Source organism: Cupriavidus sp. GA3-3 (assembly GCF_000389805.1).
Lineage (GTDB): Bacteria > Pseudomonadota > Gammaproteobacteria > Burkholderiales > Burkholderiaceae > Cupriavidus > Cupriavidus necator_D.
The window spans coordinates 320,607-341,642 of sequence record NZ_KB944503.1; the positions used below are offsets into that span (position 1 = coordinate 320,607).

The 21,036-nt window shown below is 68.6% G+C and carries 18 protein-coding genes; 8 read left to right on the forward strand and 10 right to left on the reverse strand.

The window, feature by feature from the left end; all coding sequences use genetic code 11:
* Positions 1-5: 5 nt before the first annotated feature.
* From C265_RS28150 to C265_RS28180, 7 genes are read left to right on the forward strand one after another with little or no spacing between them, the layout of a single operon-like run.
* A complete protein-coding gene (locus tag C265_RS28150) occupies positions 6-1,460 on the forward strand; it encodes a M81 family metallopeptidase (RefSeq protein ID WP_010812473.1) in 1,455 nt (484 codons plus the stop codon).
* A gap of 60 nt (positions 1,461-1,520) precedes the next feature.
* A complete protein-coding gene (locus C265_RS28155) occupies positions 1,521-3,104 on the forward strand; it encodes an ABC transporter substrate-binding protein (RefSeq protein WP_010812472.1) in 1,584 nt (527 codons plus the stop codon).
* Between the two features lie 34 nt (positions 3,105-3,138).
* Positions 3,139-4,074 (forward strand): ABC transporter permease, encoded by a 936-nt coding sequence (locus C265_RS28160; protein WP_010812471.1) that lies wholly within the window; start codon positions 3,139-3,141, stop codon positions 4,072-4,074.
* Positions 4,075-4,101: 27 nt separating this feature from the next.
* Positions 4,102-4,995: an ABC transporter permease gene (locus tag C265_RS28165; RefSeq protein ID WP_010812470.1), complete on the forward strand. Its 894-nt coding sequence runs from the start codon at positions 4,102-4,104 to the stop codon at positions 4,993-4,995.
* Positions 4,996-5,011: 16 nt separating this feature from the next.
* Positions 5,012-6,064 carry an ABC transporter ATP-binding protein gene (locus tag C265_RS28170; RefSeq protein ID WP_010812469.1) on the forward strand — a complete coding sequence of 351 codons (1,053 nt, stop codon included), beginning with the start codon at positions 5,012-5,014 and terminating at the stop codon, positions 6,062-6,064.
* The gene (locus C265_RS28175; protein WP_010812468.1) at positions 6,061-7,053 is read left to right on the forward strand and encodes an ABC transporter ATP-binding protein; all 993 of its coding nucleotides are present in this window, start codon (positions 6,061-6,063) and stop codon (positions 7,051-7,053) included. The genes C265_RS28170 and C265_RS28175 overlap by 4 nt, the downstream gene beginning before the upstream one ends.
* Positions 7,054-7,084: 31 nt before the next feature.
* Positions 7,085-8,578, forward strand: coding sequence for an amidohydrolase family protein (locus C265_RS28180; RefSeq protein ID WP_010812467.1), 1,494 nt, complete (start codon positions 7,085-7,087; stop codon positions 8,576-8,578).
* Between the two features lie 42 nt (positions 8,579-8,620).
* Here C265_RS28180 and C265_RS28185 read toward each other — a convergent pair whose 3' ends face one another.
* Both C265_RS28185 and C265_RS28190 read right to left on the reverse strand, forming a co-directional pair.
* Positions 8,621-9,259: a phosphatidylcholine/phosphatidylserine synthase gene (locus C265_RS28185; RefSeq protein WP_010812466.1), complete on the reverse strand. Its 639-nt coding sequence runs from the start codon at positions 9,257-9,259 to the stop codon at positions 8,621-8,623.
* A gap of 9 nt (positions 9,260-9,268) precedes the next feature.
* Positions 9,269-9,559: an antibiotic biosynthesis monooxygenase gene (locus tag C265_RS28190; RefSeq protein ID WP_010812465.1), complete on the reverse strand. Its 291-nt coding sequence runs from the start codon at positions 9,557-9,559 to the stop codon at positions 9,269-9,271.
* Positions 9,560-9,705: 146 nt separating this feature from the next.
* Here C265_RS28190 and C265_RS28195 point away from each other — a divergent pair, with 146 nt between their 5' ends.
* Positions 9,706-11,514, forward strand: a complete 1,809-nt coding sequence (locus C265_RS28195; RefSeq protein ID WP_052181694.1) for an ExeM/NucH family extracellular endonuclease — start codon at positions 9,706-9,708, stop codon at positions 11,512-11,514.
* On the opposite strand, the gene C265_RS28200 is transcribed toward C265_RS28195, so the two are convergent.
* From C265_RS28200 to C265_RS28235, 8 genes are all read right to left on the reverse strand, one after another.
* Positions 11,466-11,933: a DUF2127 domain-containing protein gene (locus C265_RS28200; RefSeq protein WP_037025485.1), complete on the reverse strand. Its 468-nt coding sequence runs from the start codon at positions 11,931-11,933 to the stop codon at positions 11,466-11,468. The genes C265_RS28195 and C265_RS28200 overlap by 49 nt on opposite strands.
* 91 nt (positions 11,934-12,024) lie before the next feature.
* Positions 12,025-12,456, reverse strand: a complete 432-nt coding sequence (locus C265_RS28205; RefSeq protein WP_011617020.1) for a hypothetical protein — start codon at positions 12,454-12,456, stop codon at positions 12,025-12,027.
* 25 nt (positions 12,457-12,481) lie between these two features.
* Entirely contained in the window at positions 12,482-12,961 is a 480-nt protein-coding gene (locus C265_RS28210; protein WP_010812461.1) for a YbhB/YbcL family Raf kinase inhibitor-like protein, read from the reverse strand.
* 77 nt (positions 12,962-13,038) lie between these two features.
* Positions 13,039-13,602: an SRPBCC family protein gene (locus C265_RS28215; RefSeq protein WP_010812460.1), complete on the reverse strand. Its 564-nt coding sequence runs from the start codon at positions 13,600-13,602 to the stop codon at positions 13,039-13,041.
* Positions 13,603-13,706: 104 nt separating this feature from the next.
* Complete coding sequence (locus C265_RS28220) at positions 13,707-15,239, reverse strand: efflux transporter outer membrane subunit (RefSeq protein ID WP_037025558.1); 1,533 nt, start codon at positions 15,237-15,239, stop codon at positions 13,707-13,709.
* An 11-nt stretch (positions 15,240-15,250) separates the two neighbouring features.
* On the reverse strand, positions 15,251-18,436 hold the full coding sequence (locus tag C265_RS28225; protein ID WP_037025560.1) for an efflux RND transporter permease subunit: 3,186 nt from the start codon (positions 18,434-18,436) through the stop codon (positions 15,251-15,253).
* 194 nt (positions 18,437-18,630) lie between these two features.
* Entirely contained in the window at positions 18,631-19,872 is a 1,242-nt protein-coding gene (locus C265_RS28230) for an efflux RND transporter periplasmic adaptor subunit (RefSeq protein WP_010812457.1), read from the reverse strand.
* 183 nt (positions 19,873-20,055) lie between these two features.
* Positions 20,056-21,021, reverse strand: coding sequence for an alpha/beta hydrolase (locus C265_RS28235; protein WP_037025487.1), 966 nt, complete (start codon positions 21,019-21,021; stop codon positions 20,056-20,058).
* Between the last annotated feature and the right edge of the window lie 15 nt (positions 21,022-21,036).

Consider the following 21,036-nt stretch of genomic DNA (forward strand, 5'->3'; position numbering starts at 1 on the left):
CCATCGTGCGTGTCTTCAGTGCCTCCCTCGCTACCGAAACCAACACCTTTGCGCCGATGCCCACCGGCCTGGCGTCCTTCAGGGATCGCGGCTACTTCGCGGCCGGCCAGCATCCTGACCAGATGACGTTTTTCTCAGGGCCGCTGTGGGCAGCACGGATCCGCGGCAAGGAGCGCGGCTGGCAGCTGTGCGAAGGCATGGTCGCCGGCGCGCAGCCCAGCGGCACCACCACCCGCCATGCCTACGAAACCCTGCGCGAGGAACTATTGGCCGACCTGCGCGCGGCGCTGCCGGTGGACATGGTGCTGCTCGGCCTGCACGGCGCGATGGTGGCCGATGGCTATGACGACTGCGAGGGCGACCTGCTGCAGCGTGTGCGCGCCATCGTCGGCCCGGACGTGGTGATCGGCGCGGAGCTGGACCCGCACTGCCACCTGACGCCCGAGATGACGGCATACGCCGACGTGATGGTCGCCTTCAAGGAATACCCGCATACCGACGTGCTGGAACGCGCGCTGGAACTGGTCGACCTGTGCGCGGCCACGGTGGAAGGCAAGGTTCGCCCGGTGGCGGCGGTGGTCGATTGCAGCATGATCGTCACGGTCCACACCTCGCGCGAGCCGGCGCGCGGCTTCATCGACCGCATCCAGTCGCTGGAAGGGCGCGACGGCGTGCTGTCGATCTCGGTGGCGCATGGGTTTTCATGGGGCGATGTGCCGGCGATGGGCACCAAGGTCCTGGTCTACGTCGATGGCAACCAGGCCAGGGCCGATGCGCTGGCGCGGCAACTCGCCGACGAACTGATCGCCATGCGCGACGGGCTCACGGTGCGCTACCCGGACATCGACACCTCGCTTGACGAGGCGCTGGCCTGCGACGGCGGGCCGGTGGTGCTGGCCGACGGCGCCGACAATCCCGGCGGCGGCGCAGCCAGCGACTCCACCTTTGTCCTGCGCCGCCTGATCGAGCGCGGCATCGGCAATGCGGCGGTCGGCCCGATGTGGGACCCGATCGCGGTGCGCATCGCCTTCGATGCCGGCGTGGGCGCGCGCCTGCGGATGCGCATCGGTGGCAAGATCAGTCCGCTATCCGGCGACCCGCTGGACCTGGACTGCACGGTCAAGGCTCTGCTGCCCGACATGGTGATGACCGGGCTGTCCGACGCGCCGGTGCCGATGGGCGACTGCGCGCTGGTGGAAGCCAACGGCATCGACATCGTGCTGAACACGCTGCGCAACCAGGCCATGGGCACGGACATGTTCACCCAGCTGGGCTGTGACCTGGCGCGCAAGCAGATCATCGTGGTCAAGTCCTCGCAGCACTTCTACGCGTCCTTCTCGAAAGTGGCAAGGCACGTGATCTACGCAGGCGCCCCGGGGGCCGTCACGCTTGACCTCACGACCCTGCCCTATCGCAAGATCCAGCGGCCCAAGTGGCCCCTGGACAGCGCCGCGGCCTGAGCGCCGGCCGCCTGGCTGCGATCACGACAACAACGACAACGAAGAATGCGGAGACTGCACATGACACCAAACCGATCCCTGTCCGCCGCGCTCGCGGCGGGCGCCCTGGTCCTGGCAGGCGCCAGCCTTCCCGTGCTGGCACAGACCAAGACGCTCAAGGTCGTGGCGCATGCCGACCTGAAGATCCTCGATCCGACCTTCACCACGGCCTACATCACGCGCAACTTCGGCTACATGGTCTACGACACGCTGTTCGCGCAGGATGCCAAGGGCAAGCCGCAACCACAGATGGTCGAGAAGTACAGCAGCTCGAAGGATGGCCGGCAGTGGAGCTTCACGCTGCGTCCCGACCTGAAGTTCTCGGATGGCAGCGCGGTTACCTCGGCCGACGCGATCGCCTCGCTGCAGCGCTGGGGCGCGCGCGACAGCCTGGGCCGAGCCATGGGCGAAGCCGGCGCCGAGTGGAAAGCGGTCGACGCGCGCACGTTCACGCTGACGCTCAAGGAGCCCTTTGGCATGGTGCTCGATGCGCTGGCCAAGCCCTCGGGCTTTCCCCCGGTGATCCTGCCGGAGCGCCTGGCCAGGATGCCCGCCACCGCGCCGCTGCCCGAGGTGCTGGGCTCCGGCCCCTTCATCTTCAAGCGCGACGAATGGGTGCCGGGCAACAAGGCGGTGTTCGTGCGCAACCCGCACTACGTGGCACGCAGCGAGCCCGCGAGCGGTCTCGCCGGCAGCAAGCAGCCCCGCGTGGACCGCGTCGAATGGCTCTACCTGCCGGACGCCAACAGCGCCATCGCGGCGCTCAAGCGCGGCGAGGTCGACCTGATCGAACAGGTACCGCCGGACTACATCACCCCGCTGCGCGGCGACGCCAGCATCAAGATCGGCTCGGGCGGCGCCTACCAGGGCGTGCTGGTGATGAACCAGCTGCATCCGCCATTCAACAACCCGAAAGTGCGCCAGGCCTTCCTGCAGGCGGTCAGCCAGGAACGCTTCACCGCGGCCATGGGCTATCCGCTCGACATGCGCATCAACTACTGCGCCACCTTCTTCATCTGCGGCGGCCCCAATGATACCGCTGCCGGCGCCGAACCGTACCGTAAGGCCGATCCGGCGCGTGCCAGGCAGTTGCTGGGTGCGGCGGGCTACAAGGGCGAAAAGGTGGTGCTGCTGGTGCCGACCGACATTCCCCAGCTCAACGCTGAAGCCCTGATGGCGGCACAGACCATGCGCAGCATGGGCATGAACGTCGACATGCAGAACATGGACTGGGCCTCCATCGGCGCGCGCCGCGCCAAGCGGGATGCGCCCGAGGCCGGGGGCTGGAATATGTACGTGACCGTTGCGGGCGAGTTCGATGCCGATTCCCCGATCACCAATGCCTACCTCAGCGCCCCCTGCGGCACCAGCCTGCCCGGCTGGCCCTGCGACAAGCCGCTCGACGCACTGCGCACGGCCTGGGTCCGCGAGACCGTGCCCGCCAAGCGCAAGGAACTGCTCGATGCCTTCCAGAAGCGCGCCTATGAGGCGGTGCCCTATGTGAACGCCGGCCAGTACTCGTCGGCGTTCGCGGCGCGTGCCAGCCTCAAGGGCATCGACAAGATGTGGGCCGGCATGCCCACGGTCTGGATGCTCGACAAATAACCACGAAGCACGAACCACCGGGGGAAACACGACAATGGGCTACCTGCTCAGACGCCTGGCCGCGACGCTGCCCGTGATGGCAGTGGTGGCCGTGGTGGTCTTCCTGCTGATCCACTTGTCGCCGGGCGATCCGGCGGCGCTGATCGCAGGCGACCTCGCGACCGTTGACGACATCGCCAGGCTGCGCGGCGTGCTGGGGCTGGACCAGCCGCTGTGGCGGCAGTTCTTGCTGTGGCTCGGCCGGCTCGCCACCGGCGACCTCGGCACCTCCATCTTCACCCAGGTGCCGGTGGCGCAGTTGCTGGCACAGCGGCTGGAGCCGACCGTCTCTGTCGCCGCGCTGACCATGCTGCTGACCTTGCTGGTCGCGGTGCCACTGGGAACGCTGGCCGCGTACCGCGCCGGCAGCTGGGTCGACCGGCTGGTAATGCTGTTCGCGGTGCTGGCATTCTCGCTGCCGGTGTTCCTGGTGGGCTACCTGCTGGTCTACGCCTTTGCCATCCAGTTGCCGTGGTTCCCGGTGCAGGGCTATGCGCGCCTCGCCGACGGCGCCGGCGCATGGCTGCGCAGCCTGGTGCTGCCCTGCGTCAACCTGGCGCTGGTCTATATCGCGCTGGTGACGCGCATGACGCGCGCCACCGTGCTGGAAGTGCTGCATGAGGACTACATCCGCACTGCGCGCGCCAAGGGCCTGGGCGTGCTGCCGGTGCTGGGCCACGCGCTGCGCAACGCGGCGATCCCGATCGCCACCACCGTCGGCATGGGCATCGCGCTGCTGATCGGCGGCGTGGTCGTGACCGAGACCGTGTTTGCGATCCCGGGTGTCGGCCGCCTGGTGGTCGACTCGGTGCAGCGCCACGACTACCCGGTGATCCAGAGCGTGCTGCTGGTCTCCGCCGGGGTCTACGTGCTGATCAACCTGATGATCGACCTCAGCTACCGGCTGTTCGATCCGCGCATCAAGTACTGATGGCTTTCGCCGCGAGACACTGCTGACATGACCACTTCCCTGCCCGCGACCGAACCTGCCGTACCGGCACCCGACCATGCGCCTTTCGTGCTGCCGCGCTGGCACTGGGCGCGCAAGCACCCCACGCTGATCTTGGGCGCGCTGCTGCTGGCGGTGATCGCCGTGCTCTCCCTCGGCGCGCCCTGGATTGCCACCGTCGACCCGCAGGACATCGACCCGCTGGCGCGCATGCAGCCGCCATCGGCCGAGCACTGGTTCGGCACCGACGCGCTCGGCCGCGACGTATTCAGCCGCGCGGTCTGGGGCGGCCGCGTCTCCATGATCGTGGGCCTGTCGGTCGGGCTGCTGGCAACCGTGTCCGGCGTGCTGCTGGGCCTGGTCGCAGGCTTCGTGCGCCGGGCGGACTCCCTGGTGATGCGCGTGATGGACGGCCTGATGGCAATCCCGGGCATCCTGCTGGCGATCGCGCTGATGGCCGTTACGCAGGCCAGCCTGGGCGCGGTGATCATCGCCATCGCCATACCCGAGGTCCCCCGCGTGGTGCGGCTGGTGCGCTCGCTGGCGCTGACCCTGCGCGAGCAGCTCTACGTCGAGGCGGCGCATGCGGTCGGCACCCGCCTGCCGGTGATCCTGGTGCGCCACGTGGTGCCCAATATGGTGGCGCCGCTGATCGTGCAGGCCACTTTCGTGGCCGCCACCGCCGTGCTCACGGAAGCCGCGCTGTCGTTCCTCGGCGTCGGCGTGCCGGCCCAGATGCCGAGCTGGGGCAACATGATGGCCGAGGGGCGCAATTTCGTGGCCGTGGCCTTCCACATCATCCTGTACCCGGGCATCCTGCTGGCCGCGACGGTGCTGGCCATCAACCTGCTCGGCGACGGCCTGCGCGACGCGCTCGATCCGCGCCTGGCGCGGCAACTCTGAATCCGGGAGCGCAACCATGACCATCACGATGTCGCGCGCGATGTCCCATGTCAGGCCGGCCACGGGCGAGCCGCTGCTCGAAGTGGAGGACCTCCATACGCATTTCGACACGCTCACCGGGCCGGCCCGCTCGGTCAACGGCGTCTCGTACACCGTGCGTGCCGGCCAGACGCTGGGCGTGGTGGGCGAGTCAGGCTGCGGCAAGAGCGTGACGGCGCTGTCCATCATGCGGCTGCTGCCCACGCCGCCGGCACGCATCCGCGGCGCTGTGCGGCTGCGCGGCACGGACCTGTTGCAGCTCAGCGAACGCGAGATGCGCCGCATCCGCGGCAATCGCGTCTCGATGATCTTCCAGGAACCGATGACCTCGCTGAACCCGGTGCTGACGATTGGCCGCCAGATTGGCGAAACCGTGCAGCTGCACCAGGGCGCGAGCCGCTCCGAGGCGCTCAGGCGCGCGGTGGAAATGCTGCGGCTGGTGCAGATCCCAGAGCCCGAACGCCGCGTCAACGAGTATCCGCACCAGCTTTCGGGCGGCATGCGCCAGCGCGTGATGATCGCGCTGGCGCTGGCCTGCAATCCCGAGGTGCTGATCGCCGACGAACCCACCACGGCGCTCGACGTGACCATCCAGGCGCAGATCCTGGACCTGATCCGCCGCCTGCAGCAGGAACTGGGCATGGGCGTGGTGATGATCACGCACGACCTGGGCGTGGTGGCCGAATGCTGCGACCGCGTGATCGTGATGTATGCCGGGCTCAAGGTCGAGGAAGCCAGCGTCACTGAGTTGTTCGACCGCCCGCTGCACCCCTACTCCCGCGCGCTGATGGCATCGATGCCGTCGATGAACACCAGCCGCCGCCTGGCCGAAATCCCCGGCCTGGTGCCCTCGCCACAGGAAGCGCGGCGCGGTTGTGCCTTCGCGGCACGCTGCGCGCATGCCAACGCGCGCTGCGCGCGCGAGCTGCCGCAGCTCACACGCCACGGTGGCGACCATGCGGTGGCCTGCTTCGCCGTCGAGGAAGGCCGCATCGAATGCAACCCGCAAGCCCAGGAAGCCATCGCATGAGCACAATCTCCGCCACGCCAGCGCCCCTGCTCAAGGTCGACCGCCTGAAGAAACACTACCTCGCACCGCGGCGCTGGCTGGCACCGGGCAGCCCGCCGATCCAGGCTGTGGACGGCGTGTCCTTCACCGTGGAGCACGGCGAGACGCTATCGCTGGTCGGCGAATCCGGCTGCGGCAAGACCACCACTGCCAAGTCGGTGCTGCGCCTGATCGAGCCGACTTCAGGCTCGGTGCAGCTCGACGGCGAGGAACTGCTGGGCCTGCCGGCAAGCGCCATGCGGCAGCGCCGGCGCGACCTGCAGATCATCTTCCAGGACCCCTATGCCTCGCTCAGCCCGCGGCTGACGGCGGGCGAGATCGTGGGCGAGCCGCTGCGCAACTTCGGCCTGCAGTCGCGTGCCGAGCGCAACGAGCGCGTGCAATGGCTGTTCAGCAAGGTCGGCCTGCGGCCCGAAGCCGTGCGCAAGTTCCCGCACGAGTTCTCCGGCGGCCAGCGCCAGCGGCTGGGCATCGCGCGCGCGCTGGCACTCAACCCGAAGCTGATCGTCTGCGACGAGCCGGTATCGGCGCTCGATGTTTCCGTCCAGGCGCAGGTGGTCAACCTGCTGATGGACCTGCAGGCCGAGTTCGGCATCGCCTACCTGTTCGTCGCGCACGACCTGGCCGTGGTGCGCCATATCAGCCACCGGGTCGCCGTGATGTACCTCGGCCAGATCGTCGAACTGGCCGACCGCGACACCTTGTTCTCGGCGCCACGCCACCCCTATACCGAGATCCTGCTGTCCGCCGTGCCGGTGCCCGACCCGCGCAGGCCCGCGCGGCGCCTGCTGCTGCAGGGCGATCCGCCCAGCCCGGCCAATCCGCCGGCAGGCTGCCGCTTCCACACGCGCTGCCCGCATGCGCAAGCCCGCTGCAAGGAGCAGGCCCCCTTGCTGACCGAACGTCCCTCCGCCACCGGCATCCACCACGTGGCCTGCCATTTCCGCTGACCGCCACGCTCCAGTCCAGGAAAGGAATCCCATGTCCGACCCCACCTCTGCACACGCCCCGCACTATGACCTGCTGATCGCCGGCGGCACCGTGATCGATGGCAGCAAGGCACCCCGCTTCAGCGCCGATATCGGCGTGCGCGACGGCTGCATCGCTGCGATCGGCGACCTCGCCGGGCACACGGCCAACCGCGTGCTGGATGCAACGGACCTGATCGTCGCCCCAGGCTTCATCGACGCGCACACGCATGATGACCAGGCGGTGCTGTCGCAACCCACCATGCCGTTCAAAGTCTCGCAGGGCGTCACCACCGTGATCGCCGGCAACTGCGGCATCAGCGCCGCGCCGCTGCGCGCCGACATGGATCTGCCGATGCCGCTGAGCCTGATCGACACACCGGCGCAAGGCCGCTTCACCACCTTCGCCGCCTACCTCGACGCGCTGCGCACCATGCCGAGCTCGGTCAATGTAGCCGCCATGGTCGGGCATTCGACCTTGCGCGCGGTCACCATGGCGGCGCTGGACCGGCCAGCCGATGCCAAGGAGATCGCCGCCATGCAGGCGCTGGTCGAGGAGGCCATGCAGGCCGGCGCGATCGGCCTGTCGACCGGCACCTTCTACCCGCCCGCCGCCATGGCGACGACCGAGGAGATCATCGAAGTCTGCCGGCCGCTCAGTGTGCGCAAGGCGCTCTACGTCACCCATATGCGCGACGAGTCCGACCACGTCATGGCCTCGCTCGACGAGACCTTCCGCATCGGCCGCGAGCTCGACGTGCCGGTGGTGGTGTCGCACCACAAGGTGCAGAGGCAGGCCAATTTTGGCAAGAGCCAGGTAACCCTGCCCTTTATCCGCGAGGCCATGAAGCATCAGTGCGTGTCGCTCGACTGCTACCCGTACACGGCCGGCTCCACCATGATCCGCACTGACCGCGGCATGCTCGACGGCCGGGTGTTGATCGCCGCCAGCGAACCGCACCCCGAATGCGCGGGCCGCGATCTCGACGACATCGCCAGGGAATGGGGCGTGCCCAAGGACGAAGCCGCGCGCCGCCTGCAGCCGGGCACCGCGATCTACTTCCAGATGGACGAGGACGATGTCCAGCGCATCCTTGCCTTCGACGAAACCATGATCGGCTCCGACGGCATCCCCGTCGGCGCCAGCCCGCATCCGCGCCTGTGGGGCACCTTCCCGCGCGTACTGGGGCACTACTGCCGCGAGGTCGGCCTGTTCCCGCTGGAGACGGCGGTCTGGAAAATGACCGGACTGACGGCGCGCAACTTCGGCCTGCACCGGCGCGGCACGCTTACCGTGGGCAACCATGCCGACATCGTCGTTTTCGATGCGGCCAACGTGCGCGATGCCGCCAGTTACGAAACCCCCACCCGGCCAGCCGAAGGCATCGACACCGTGATCGTCAACGGCACCATTACCTGGCAGCACGGCGCGCACAGCGGGGCCCGCGACGGGCAGGTCATCACGCGGCCAGCAGGTCCCGAGGCGGGAAATGCGGCGCCTGCCTGAGGCCCGCAGCAAGGGGCCGCCAGAAGCGAAGCCGCCGGCGGCTCAGAACTTGGGAATGCGCAGCGTCTTGCTGACCATCAGCGTGCCCGACAGCGCGAACAGCAGCGCCAGCGGATGCAGCACCGCCGGGCCCAGCACCCACGCGCCGCCCGGCAGTTCGCCGCCAAGCTGGCCTTGCCAGGCGCACCATGCCAGCACCGCGGTCAGCAGCACGCTGGTCGGGATCGGCGTGCCTTCGAAGTAGGCAACCTTGCCGCTGTCGCTGCCCTCGGCCAGGGATTCGGCGGTGACGTTGAAGCGCGCCAGCCGGCTGACACCGCAGCAGACAAAGTAGATCAGCACGGCCAGGTCCCAGCCGCCGCGCATGCCGGCGGCAAAGGCCAGCGTGGCCGGCCCGACGCCGAACGAGATCACGTCGGCCAGCGAATCCAGTTCGCGCCCCAGCGCCGAATGCGCATGGCGCCAGCGCGCGATGCGGCCGTCAAGCACGTCGAAAATAAAGGCCAGCGGCGCCAATGCCGCCGCCGTGTAGAAATGCGACAACTGCTGGTCGGCCACGTAGAACATGGCGAAGAACACCGACCCCATGCCGCAGGCCGCATTGCCCAGCGTAAAGACATCGGCCAGCTGCAGCTCGCGCAGCATCGAGAAATGGCGGGGACGTTCCGGCCGGGTGCTCATGGCGTGCGCTTACAGGACCTTGGCCACGTGGTGCACGTCAGGCGGCGCGGCAAAGGTTTCACCGACCAGGGCGCGCCATTGCTGGAACTCGGGCGATTCGCGGAAATGGACCATATGGTCGTCCACCGTCTCCCATTCCACCACTAGCGTGTATTGTTCCGGCTGCTCGATCGAGCGGAACAGCTGCACGCCGTGGCAGCCGCGCGAGCGCAGGAACAGCGGCGTGGCCTGGCTCACGCCCTGCTCCAGTTGCTTGTCCATGCCGGGCTTGATGGTGAGTTGTGCGATTTCCTTGATCATGACGGTTTTACCAATGGAGTAGATGCCGGGGCACCGGCGGGTGTCTGCTACCTTAGCACGATCGCGGGGCCACATGCCTGCTGCAAGCATTCCGTTACACGCGGCGGTTAGCATCGTCCACCCTGCCACTACCTGCCGATAACACCATGCGAATGTCCCTGCGCAAGCGCCACCTCGCCCGGGCCGTCTTGCCCGCCCTCGCCTTGACCTGCCTGGCGGGCGCGCATGCTGCATCGCAACCATGCGGCACGCCGGCGACGTCGATCGCCGAGATCCAGGGTGCCGCGGCGGCGTCGCCGCTCGCGGGCAGCGTGGTGGAGGTAGAGGCAGTCGTCACCGCGGCCTTCAGCGGCGATGGCAGCCTGCGCGGCTTCTTCCTGCAGACCGCGGACGCGCAACGCCTGCACCGGCCCGGCGTGTCGGAAGGCCTGTTTGTTTATGCGCCACGCACCACGGCGCGCGCCGGCGACATGGTGCGCGTGTCCGGAAGGGTCGAAGAGAAATTCGGGCAGACGCAGCTGGTGCTGTCCGGTGCGCTGGCGGTGTGCGCACGCAGCATGGCGGTGACGCCGCAGACGCTGGCCTTGCCGGTCGCGGGCGAATCCGATCTTGCCGCGCGTGAAGGCATGCTGGTGCGCCTGCCCCAGACGCTGACGGTTGCCGATACCCATGAGCTTGGTCGCTATGGCACTCTGGCGCTGAGCGACGGCCGGCCCATCGCGCCGACGCAACAGGCACTGCCGGGAACGGCCGCGCGGCAAGCCGCCGCCGCCAACGCCCGCAACCGGCTGTTGCTTGACGATGGCTCGACGCGGCAGTATCCCGCCGTGGTGCCCTACCCGCCACCGCGCCTGGCCGCGGACCACCCGGTGCGGGCCGGAGACACGGTCAGCGGCGTGCAGGGCGTGCTGGAAAAACGCCACGGGCAGTGGCGCCTGCAGCCGGTGCCCGGAGCGAGCGCGCCGGTATTCCAGGCCACCAACCCGCGCCGCGGTGCCCCGCCGCGGCATCCGGCCACCACGCTGCGCGTGGCCGCCTTCAACCTGCAGAACTACTTCAATGGTGACGGCCAGGGCGGCGGTTTCGATGCCCCCGGCAACCGCGGCGCGCAGGACGCCGCGGCGCTGGCACGCCAGGAAGCCAGGCTGCTCGCCGCGCTGCGGGGACTGGATGCGGACGTGATCGGCGTGATGGAGGTAGAAAACGACGGCTACGGCCAGTACAGCGCGATCCGCCAGCTGGCCACGCGGCTGGGGCCGGACTGGCGCGTGCTCGATCCCGGCACGCCGGCGCTTGGCAGCGATGCCATCGCTGTCGGCCTGCTGTACAACGCCCGCACCGCCGTGCCCGCCGGGCGCGCGGCCACCACCTGGCTGGGCGAGCGCAGCCGCCAGCCGCTGGCCGGCACCTTCCGCGCGGCGGCTGGCGGCACGCCGGTCACGGTCGTGGTCAATCATTTCAAGTCCAAGACGTGCACCGAGGCCACCGGCGCGCAAGCCGACCAAGGTGATGGCCAGGGTTGCTGGAATCCCGCGCGCGTGCAGGCAGCCCAGGCGCTGGCCGAATGGCTGGGCACAACGCCGACGGGCGTGGCCGGCGCGGGCGTGCTGGTGATCGGCGACCTGAACAGCTATGCCATGGAAGACCCCGTGCGCGTGCTGGCGCACCGCGGCTATGCCGACATGGTCGCGGAATTCGCCGGGAAGCCGGCGTACAGCTACGTCTACAACGGCCAGGCGGGCTATCTCGATCATGTGCTTGCCGATGCCGCCGCGGCCCGCCATGTCATGGCCGTGCATGCCTGGCATATCAATGCCGACGAGCCTCCGGCCTTCTCCTATGCCCCGGCGCCGGGTGCGCCTGCGGTGCCGGGCCACTACGCGCCCGGCCCCTACCGTTCATCGGATCACGACCCCCTGGCGGTCGACTTCGCCAGCAGCCCCCGCGCCAGGTAAAGCACCACCAGCAGGTTGGCTGCCGCCAGCGTGCCATGCAGCCAGCTGGGGTGGACCAGGGCCTCGTACAGTTCCAGCGGAATGTAGATGCCGCCGGACCACACCCCGATCCAGTTGCCCCATGCAAGCCCGCGCCAGAGCCCGTACGCTTCGGCAAAGCGCATCAGCGTATAGACCGCGGCAGAGCCGCCGATGGCCCACAGGCGGGCGTTGTCGGGATGCGCAAGCAAGGACAGGAAGATGGTGGGATAGCGGCTGGCCGGATTGACATGCAGGCGCTGGATGATGGCTTCCGCGAGCGCCTGGGCGTCGCGGTGCAGCAGTGCGGCCAGGCCCAGGCCGGCCACGATCACCAGCAAGCCCTTGGCGGCCTCGAACAATGCGATACCTCTCAGCCCCATTGCGCCCTGCTTTGCCATGCGGTGTCCCCGGTCGATGCAAGAATTGCAAAGCCGGTATTGTGCAACACCGGCAGGCAATGCCGGCATTGCGTGGCGCCGGTGCGCGCTGTCAGCGCCCGTATTCGCGCTCGCGCATGGGCCCGTCGGCATCGATGCCGCCGCTGGCGGCAATGGGGCCGTCCACGGTCAGCGGGCCGGCCACGCTCAGGTCGCCCCTGACCACCATGTCGCCATGCACCGTCACCGGGCCGTTGAAGACCTTGAGATAGCCGCCGCCGTACGGCAGCCCCCGTGCGGTGGCTGGCCCGGTGAAATACGCGGCGGTGAGCGGGCCGCTGGCATAGACGTGGCCGGCGACAACCAGCTTGCCGTGCACCGTCAGCGGCCCCTGCACCTGCGCCGAACCGCCGATGGTGATCGGGCCGGATTCATGCGGCTGGGCACGCAGCGGGCCGGCCACGGCCAGCAGTGACAGCGCCCCGGCCGCCGCCAGCCGCCACCACGGCCAACGAACATCAAGGCGGAGCATTCGGTACGACATGACGTAGCCTCCGGCCGCACCGCGCCTAGCGCTGCAGCTTCTGGTAAGTGCCGATCAACTCTGCGGTGGCCAGGATATGGCCCCGCATCGCCCGCTCCAGCGCCTCCTTGTCAGGCATCCCCAGGTCCGGCAACGCCACGTCCAGCGCATACAGCTTGAAGAAGTAGCGGTGCCGGCCGATCGGCGGACACGGGCCGCCATAACCAGCGCGGTGCCAGTCGTTCAGCCCGTCGCGCGTGCCCGCGGGCAGCCCGGCCTTGCCGATATCCGCCGGCAGCGCCTCGGCATGGGACGGCAGGTTATAGAGCAGCCAGTGGACCCAGGTCATTTTCGGCGCGGCGGGGTCGGGTGCGTCGGGGTCGTCGACGATCAGCGCCAGGCTGGCCGTGCCGGGCGGCAGGCCGGTCCAGGCAAGCGGCGGGGAAATATCGGCGCCTTCGCAGGTGTGCTCTGCGGGAATCTCGCCACCCGGGGCGAATGCGGTCGATTGCAGCTGGAACGGCATACGGGCCTCGCTGGACGCACTGAGGGATGGCTCCAACTTAGGCCGGATCGGTGTCCCACGCAAGGCATCGCCGCGCGCTATGGCGGCTGCGTCTCCAGCAGCGCCTTGAGCCGGCGCACGGCTTCGGTGGACTCGGCCTGGACGCGCTCGCGCAGCGTCAGGCGGTTGATCAGGGCAAAGAGCAGCGTAGGCGACCGGTAGCGGAATTCCCGCTCAATGCGCGTGCGTTCGGCCGACGGGGTCAGCGACGGCGTCATGGCGGGCGTAAGCCGGTAGGTGATGGTGCCGACCCTGCGCCCTTCGGCCACGCCTTCGATCGACCATGTGCGCGGCCGCTGGCTTTCGATGACGGTCCAGACCACCGCGCCACCGCGCTGCGCCACCATGAAGGTCTCGGTCACGCGCTCGCCCTGCCCCAGCGGATGGTCGGTCGCTCCCGCCACGCCGAGCGAGGCCGGATGCCACTTGGGCCAGTGCAGCGGCGTGGACACGTAGTCGAACACCTGCGCTGGCGGGCGCGCAATCACCACCTCGTCATGGATGGCGGTGCGGTCGGACCATGGCAGCGGCGCCAGCAGCATGCCCACGGTGATCGCGGCGAAGATCAGTCCCCAGAACGGTTTCCTGTGTCGAACAAGCATGGCGGCGGGACAGGATGCATCCGGGGCGCCCCCGTGCATCCTGTACGCATGGCGCGATGCTTCCAGTGTAGTGACTGGGAAGCATCGCGCCAGTCCCGCGCTGCTTAGCGGGCCTGGGATGCCGGCGCGCCCTCGGCCGCCGGCGCCGGCACGGCCGCCACCGTCTCCGGCAGCGGGCCCCAGCCGCCGCCCAGCCGGCGGATCAGCGACACCGTTGCCGCAGCGCGCAGGCCGGCCACCTGGTTGGCCTCGCGCTGCGACTGCAGCACGGTACGGTCGGCATCGATCACCGTCAGGTAATCGACCGCGCCGGCATCGTAGCGGCTACGCGAGATCCGCGCCGCGCGCCGGGCGCCGCCAAGTGCGCCGTCCAGCGCGCCGGCCTGCTGGCTGAGCCAGCGCACGTCCGCCAGGCTGTCTTCCACCTCGCGGAACGCCACCAGCACGGTCTGCCGGTAGCCGGCCACGGATTCCTCGTGCGCGGCACGGGCACCGGCGAGGTTGGCGCTGTTGCGGCCGCCATCGAACACGGTCTGTGCGATGGTGGAGCCGATCAGCGGCCCCAGCGCCCAGGTGCGCGACGACCACTTGAACAGGTTCGACAGGTCCGCCGATTCAAAGCCGAACAGCCCCGTCAGCGTGATGCGCGGGAAGAACGCCGCCTTGGCCACGCCGATGCGCGCGTTGGCCGCGGCCATCTGGCGTTCCGCCGCGGCGATGTCGGGGCGGCGCTCCAGCAGCTCGGACGGCAACCCGGCGGGAATCGCGATCGGCGCCGCGTCGAACGGGCGCGCCGGCAGCGAGAATGCCGCCGGCGGCACGCCGGTCAGCACCGCCAGCGCATGCTCTTGGTTGGCGCGGCGGCGTTCGATGCCGGCCAGGTCCGCGCGCGCGGTGCCGAGTTCAGCTTCGGCACGGGCGGGATCCAGGTCGGTGGTCTCGCCGGCGTCATAGCGCTTCTTCAGCAATGACAGCGCATCCTCGCGCAGTTTGATGGTGGCATTGAGCAGGTCGCGCTCGCTGTCCAGCGTGCGCAGCGCGAAGTACGCCTGCGCCACGTCGGCCTGCAGCGCCAGCTGCACCGAGCGGTACAGGTCCTCCGCGGCCTCGCCTTCAGCCCGGGCGGCGTTGACGCTGGACGCGACGCGGCCGAACAGGTCGAGCTCATAGCTGGCGAACGCGCGCGCCTTCAGCACCGTCTGCGGCGGCACCCGCGTGCCGTCAGGCAAGCCTTGCGAGGCCGCCGACGGCTGCGCGCGTGTCGGGTCCAGCCCCACGCTCAGTTGCGGGTACAGATCCGCCTCAGTGGCACCCGTGAAGGCCCGCGCCTGCTTCAGGCGGGCAGCGGCAATCGCCAGATCCTGGTTGGAGCTGCCAGCCGCGTCGATCAGGCGGTCCAGTTCGGCATCGCCAAAGATCTTCCACCAGTCGCCGCGATGCTGGCCTTCGGCCGGCGTCGCGGTCTTCCATTGCGCGCCTTCGGCCTGGGCGGCCTCGGCCTCCTTGAAGGCCGGCACGGTGGCCGTTTCGGGCACCTTGTAGGTCGGGGCCAGCGAGCAGCCCGCAAGGATCAGCGCTGCCGCCAGGGTCGCCAGCTTAGGCAGCCAATTTGTTGTCGAAAATGCAGGGGCATTCATGTTGATCACCATTATTCAGCCGATGCCGTCAGTTGCGCGCCCTGCTCTTGCGTGGCCGCGCGGCGCTGGCCGCGCGTGGCCAGCAGGCGCAGCGCCACATAGAACACCGGCGTCAGGAACAGCCCGAAGAAGGTCACGCCGAGCATGCCCGCGAACACTGCCACGCCCATGGCATGGCGCATCTCGGAGCCGGCGCCGGTGGAGATCACCAGCGGCACCACGCCCATGATGAAAGCGAACGAGGTCATCAGGATCGGGCGCAGGCGCAGGCGGCTGGCTTCGATCGCGGCCTGCACCACGGTGCGGCCGTGATGCTCCAGTTCGCGCGCAAACTCCACGATCAGGATCGCGTTCTTCGCTGACAAGCCCACCAGCACGATGAAGCCGATCTGCGTGAAGATGTTGTTGTCGCCCTGCGTCAGCCACACCCCGGTCATCGCCGCCAGCAGGCTCATCGGCACGATCAGGATCACCGCCAGCGGCAGCGTCAGGCTTTCGTACTGGGCAGCCAGCACCAGGAACACCAGCAGCACGCACAGCGGGAAGATCCACACCCCCGCATTGCCGGCCAGGATGTCCTGGTAGGTCAGCTCGGTCCATTCGAACTTCATGCCCTTGGGCAGGGTCTCGGCGGCAATGCGCTCGGCCGCGGCCTGGGCCTGGCCCGACGAGAACCCGGGCGCGGGCCCGCCGTTCATGTCGGCGGCGGTAAAGCCGTTGTAGCGCACCACGCTGTCCGGACCAAAGCCCTGCCTGACCTGCACCAGCGACGACAGCGGCACCATGTCGCCGGCGGCGTTGCGCGTCTTCAGCTGCAGGATGTCCTCGGCATGGGCGCGGAACGGCGCGTCTGCCTGCACCTTGACCTGGTAGGTCCGGCCGAACTTGTTGAAGTCGTTGACATAGGCCGAGCCCAGGTAGGTCTGCAGCGTGTCGAACACCTCGGTCACCGGCACGCCCAGCTGCTTGGCCTTGACGCGGTCCAGCCTGACGTCGAGCTGCGGCACGTTGACCTGGTAGTTGCTGAAGATGCCGGTCAGCTCGGGCGTGGCGCGCGCCTTGTTGGCAAACGCGTTGGTGGCCTCGAACAGCGCGTCATAGCCCAGCGCCGCACGATCCTCGATCATCAGCTTGAAACCGCCGATGGTGCCCAGGCCCTGCACAGGCGGCGGCGGGAACACCGCGATAAAGGCATCCTGAACGGCCGCGTACTTCTGGTTCAGGTCGGCCGCGATCGCCGCGCCGGACAGCTCCTTGGTCTTGCGCTCCTCGAACGGCTTGAGCGTGGCGAAGACGATGCCGGCGCTGGGGCTGTTGGTGAAGCCGTTGATCGACAGGCCCGGGAAGGCCACCGCCGATTCCACGCCCGGATGCTTGAGCGCGATATCGCTCATCTTGCGGATCACGTCCTCGGTGCGGTCCAGCGTGGCGCCGTCCGGCAGCTTGGCAAAGCCCACCAGGTACTGCTTGTCCTGCGCCGGCACAAAGCCCTTGGGCACCAGCTGGAACACGCCCCAGGTCAGCGCCAGCATCACCGCGTAGACCCCGAATACCGAGCCCTTGCGGCGGATCACGCCCTTCACCCCACGGCCATAGCTTTCAGCGCTGCGGCCGAAGAAGCGGTTGAAGCGCTTGAAGAAACCGCCGAACACGCGGTCCATCCAGCGCGACAACCAGTCCTTGGGCGCGTCATGGCTCCTGAGCAGCAGTGCCGACAGCGCCGGCGACAGCGTCAGCGAGTTGAACGCCGAGATGATGGTCGAGATCGAGATGGTCAGCGCGAACTGCTTGTAGAACTGGCCGGTCAGGCCCGTCATGAAGGCCAGCGGCACGAACACGGCGATCAGCGTCAGCGCGATGGCGATGATGGGGCCGCTGACTTCGCGCATGGCCTTGTAGGTGGCCTCCTTCGGCGTCAGCCCCTCTTCGATATTGCGCTCGACGTTTTCCACCACCACGATCGCATCATCGACCACGATACCGATGGCCAGCACCAGCCCGAACAGCGACAGCGCGTTAATCGAGAAGCCGAACGCATGCATCAGCCCGAAGGTACCGACGATCGACACCGGCACCGCCAGCAGCGGGATGATCGACGCGCGCCAGGTCTGCAGGAACAGGATCACCACCAGCACCACCAGCGCGATGGCCTCGAACAGCGTATGCGTCACCGCCTCGATGGAGTGGCGCACGAACTGCGTGGGGTCATAGACGATGCTGTAGTCGATGCCGTCCGGGAAGTTCTGCTTGAGCTCTTCCATGGTCTTGCGCACGTCATCCGAGATCTGGATGGCGTTGGAGCCCGGCGCCTGGAAGATGGGAATGGCCACCGCCGGCTTGTTGTCCAGCAGCGAGCGCAGTGCGTACTCAGACGCGCCCAGCTCGATGCGGGCAACGTCCTTCAGGTACGTGACGGCACCGTCTGCGGAAGTGCGCACGACGATATCGCCGAACTCCTCCACCGTGCTCAGGCGGCCCTGCGCATTGACCGACAGCTGCAGGTCCGCGCCCGGCAGCGCCGGCGACTGGCCGATCACGCCGGCCGCCACCTGCACGTTCTGCTCGCGGATGGCCCTGACCACGTCGCTGGTGGCGAGCTGGCGCTCGGCCATCTTCTCCGGATTGAGCCAGACGCGCATGGCGTAGTCGCCCGAGCCGAACAGCTGCACCTGGCCCACGCCCTGCAGGCGCGCCAGCCGGTCCTTGACGTTGATCACCGCGTAGTTGCGCAGGTAGGTCATGTCATAGCGGTCGTTGGGCGAGACCAGGTGGACCACCATGGTCAGGTCCGGCGAGCTCTTGACCGTGGTGATGCCCAGCCGGCGCACGTCTTCCGGCAGGCGCGGCTCGGCCTGCGAGACGCGGTTCTGCACCAGCTGCTGGGCCTTGTCCGGGTCGGTGCCCAGCTTGAAGGTCACGGTCAGCGTGAGCAGGCCGTCGCTGTTGGACTGCGAAGACATGTACAGCATGTCTTCGACGCCGTTGATCTGCTCTTCCAGCGGCGAAGCCACGGTCTCGGCAATCACCTTGGGGTTGGCGCCCGGAAACTGCGCGCGCACGACCACCGACGGCGGCACCACTTCCGGGTACTCCGAGATCGGTAGCTTGAACATCGATATGGCGCCAATCAGGAAGATCAGCACCGACAGCACCCCCGCGAAGATGGGGCGGTCGATAAAAAATTTAGAGAGATTCATCTTGGTCTCTGCAAAAACGCTCCCCTGGCGGCCCGCCATGGCGGGCACCATCAACTGCTTTGGGAGCGAAAAAAACTAGGGGCGCTGGGTGTGCGGGTTCACGTGGTTACCATAAGCGACGGAATCAAACATCGCTCAGGCCGGCTCCCTCTCCCCTCAGCGGGAGAGGGGAGCAAACCATCGGCTCGCATGACTCAGCTCACCGGCTTCACGCCGGCTTCGCCCTTCTCGCTCGCAGCCTGCTTGCGGTCAGGCGTAGTGCCGCGTGGTTCCAGTTCGCTGCGGAAGGCCATCGCCACCGGCTTGGGCTGGACCGTGTCGCCCGGCCGCACGCGCTGCAGGCCATTGACGACGATGGTCTCGCCCGGCTTCAGGCCCTTGCGCACCACGCGCAGGCCGTCATGGTTAGGCCCCAGTTCCACTTCGCGGTAGACCAGCTTGTTGGTCTTGTCGACCACCAGCACGAACTTCTTGCCCTGGTCGGTGCCGATGGCGCGGTCATTGACCAGCACCGCCGCATGCGGCGCGCCGCCGCCCAGCTTGACCTTGGCGTACAGTCCCGGCAGCAGGCGCCCGTCTTCGTTCTGGAACACCGCGCGCACGCGGATGGTGCCGCTGCGCGGGTCCAGGCGGTTGTCGACCGACTGGATCTTGCCCTCATGCGGATTGCCGTCCTCGTTGGCCAGGCCCAGGTAGACCGGCAGGTTGGGCTGGCCACCGCCGGCACCCGGCGCGGTGTAGCGCAGGTAGCTCTGCTCGTCGATCTCGAAACTGGCATAGATCGGCGACACCGACACCACCGTGGTCAGGGCCGGCGAGCCCGTGCCCGCAGCCACCAGGTTGCCGACGGTGATCTCGGCGCGCGACACGCGCCCGGCGACCGGCGCGGTGATGCGGGTGTAGGCCAGGTTCAGGCGTGCGGTTTCCAGCTGCGCCTGGGCAGCCCGCACGTTGGCACTGGTTTCGCGGGCCGCGTTGATGCGCTCGTCGAACTCGCGCTTCGAGATCGCGTTGTCGTCCAGCAGCCGCTGGGCGCGCGTCTGTTCGCTCTGCGCATGGGCGGCGCGCACCTGCGCCGCGCCCAGCGCGGCGTCGGCACGGGCGACTTCCGCGGCATAAGGACGCGGGTCAATCGTGAAGAGCGGGTCGCCCTTCTTCACCAGCGCGCCCTCGCGGAAGTGCACGGCGTCAATGGTGCCGCCGACGCGCGGGCGGATCTCGACGCGCTCCACGGCCTCGACCCGTCCGGAGAACTCATCCCACTCGGTGATGGTCTGGCCGACCACGGCGGCCACTTCAATCGCCGGCGCGGGCGGCGGGGTGTTGGCATGGGCTTCGCCTCCATGCCACGGGCGCAAGATCGAGCCGGCCACGCCGGCGCCCAGCACCACGACGATGGCGAGGGCAATCAAAGTACGTCGTTTCTGCTGCTGCATTTCTCAAACTCCTGGATCGGGTTTTCTTCAACCGGAAAAGCAAATGGCCGAACGCCGCCTGCCGGTGCGCGTGGGCGGACCGGAACCATGGCCAAACTGATGGTCGGACTTAGGACCGCTTGCGTGTCGCGGCGGTCCTGGCTCTGGCCGAAACAGAGCCGGCTGGCGGTTGTCTAGAGCGGCTCAGCCGGCGGGCTTGGCTCCAGGCCGGCTGGCGTTGGCGTCAGCGCGGCGTTCAGTCAGGGATGAGGTATAGTCGGCCGCGGCCAGACATCGCCGCAGGAACCGCGCACCTTCGTCGACCCATGCCTGACAGCTGTCATGGGCCTCTTCCACGCCGTCGCCGCAGGCGCCGGGCATGATCATGGCCTGGGCGGGCACACCGGCCTTGGCCAGGCGCCCGGCGAAGGCTTCGCCTTCGGCACGCAGCGCGTCGTATTCAGCCACCTGGACCAGCGTGGGCGGCAGCCCGGCCAGGCGCGAGGCCAGCGCCGGGGCGGCATACGGATGCACCGTATCCGCCGGCGTCGGCAGGTAATCGCGATAGTTGTCGGCCAGGCGCCGCAGGGTGTCCATCGGCACCTGCCCGCCGTCGAACCCCGCGCAGGACGCATGCTGCAGGCACGGGTCCGTCACCGGGCGGATCAGCCATTGCCCGCGCGGTTGCGCGGTGCCGCGGTCGCGCAGCATCTGCGCCAGCGCGATCGCCAGGTTGCCCCCGGCCTCCTCGCCCACCAGCGCAAAGCGGATCTTGTCCAGCTTCAGCCGCCGGGCATTGCGCAGCACCCACTGCACCGTGCTGTGCGCGTCCTCCGGCGCCGCCGGGAACGGATGGTCCGGCGCCAGCGAATACGCCGGCGTTACCACCACCGCCGGCACCGTGGTGGCCAGGTCCTGCACCAGATGGCATGCATGTTCCAGGCCGCCTTCGACGAAGCCGCCGGCATGCAGGTACACCAGCCAGGGCAGCAGCGCGGCGCCCTCGGCGCCCGGCGCCGGATAGCCCGCCGGGTAGCACACCCGAACCAGGATCTCGCGCCCGTCACTGGTCACCGTATGCTCGGCCACGCGCACCTGCCCCTGCCCGGCTGCCGTGGGGGCAGAGGCGGCGCTGGCTGCATCAGGGCGTTGGCCTGGCTTCTCGGACATGGCGTTGGCGCACGG

Excerpts from the sequence above, each read along its gene's own strand:
- C265_RS28160 (WP_010812471.1), top strand. The coding sequence starts at position 3,139 with ATGGGCTACCTGCTCAGACGCCTGGCCGCGACGCTGCCCGTGATGGCA.
- C265_RS28215 (WP_010812460.1), bottom strand. The coding sequence starts at position 13,602 with ATGCTTGTTCGACACAGGAAACCGTTCTGGGGACTGATCTTCGCCGCG.
- C265_RS28205 (WP_011617020.1), bottom strand. The coding sequence starts at position 12,456 with ATGTCGTACCGAATGCTCCGCCTTGATGTTCGTTGGCCGTGGTGGCGG.
- C265_RS28185 (WP_010812466.1), bottom strand. The coding sequence starts at position 9,259 with ATGAGCACCCGGCCGGAACGTCCCCGCCATTTCTCGATGCTGCGCGAG.
- C265_RS28210 (WP_010812461.1), bottom strand. The coding sequence starts at position 12,961 with ATGCCGTTCCAGCTGCAATCGACCGCATTCGCCCCGGGTGGCGAGATT.
- C265_RS28230 (WP_010812457.1), bottom strand. The coding sequence starts at position 19,872 with ATGCAGCAGCAGAAACGACGTACTTTGATTGCCCTCGCCATCGTCGTG.
- C265_RS28220 (WP_037025558.1), bottom strand. The coding sequence starts at position 15,239 with ATGAATGCCCCTGCATTTTCGACAACAAATTGGCTGCCTAAGCTGGCG.
- C265_RS28165 (WP_010812470.1), top strand. The coding sequence starts at position 4,102 with ATGACCACTTCCCTGCCCGCGACCGAACCTGCCGTACCGGCACCCGAC.
- C265_RS28190 (WP_010812465.1), bottom strand. The coding sequence starts at position 9,559 with ATGATCAAGGAAATCGCACAACTCACCATCAAGCCCGGCATGGACAAG.
- C265_RS28175 (WP_010812468.1), top strand. The coding sequence starts at position 6,061 with ATGAGCACAATCTCCGCCACGCCAGCGCCCCTGCTCAAGGTCGACCGC.
- C265_RS28200 (WP_037025485.1), bottom strand. The coding sequence starts at position 11,933 with ATGGCAAAGCAGGGCGCAATGGGGCTGAGAGGTATCGCATTGTTCGAG.
- C265_RS28170 (WP_010812469.1), top strand. The coding sequence starts at position 5,012 with ATGACCATCACGATGTCGCGCGCGATGTCCCATGTCAGGCCGGCCACG.
- C265_RS28180 (WP_010812467.1), top strand. The coding sequence starts at position 7,085 with ATGTCCGACCCCACCTCTGCACACGCCCCGCACTATGACCTGCTGATC.
- C265_RS28235 (WP_037025487.1), bottom strand. The coding sequence starts at position 21,021 with ATGTCCGAGAAGCCAGGCCAACGCCCTGATGCAGCCAGCGCCGCCTCT.
- C265_RS28225 (WP_037025560.1), bottom strand. The coding sequence starts at position 18,436 with ATGAATCTCTCTAAATTTTTTATCGACCGCCCCATCTTCGCGGGGGTG.
- C265_RS28155 (WP_010812472.1), top strand. The coding sequence starts at position 1,521 with ATGACACCAAACCGATCCCTGTCCGCCGCGCTCGCGGCGGGCGCCCTG.
- C265_RS28195 (WP_052181694.1), top strand. The coding sequence starts at position 9,706 with ATGCGAATGTCCCTGCGCAAGCGCCACCTCGCCCGGGCCGTCTTGCCC.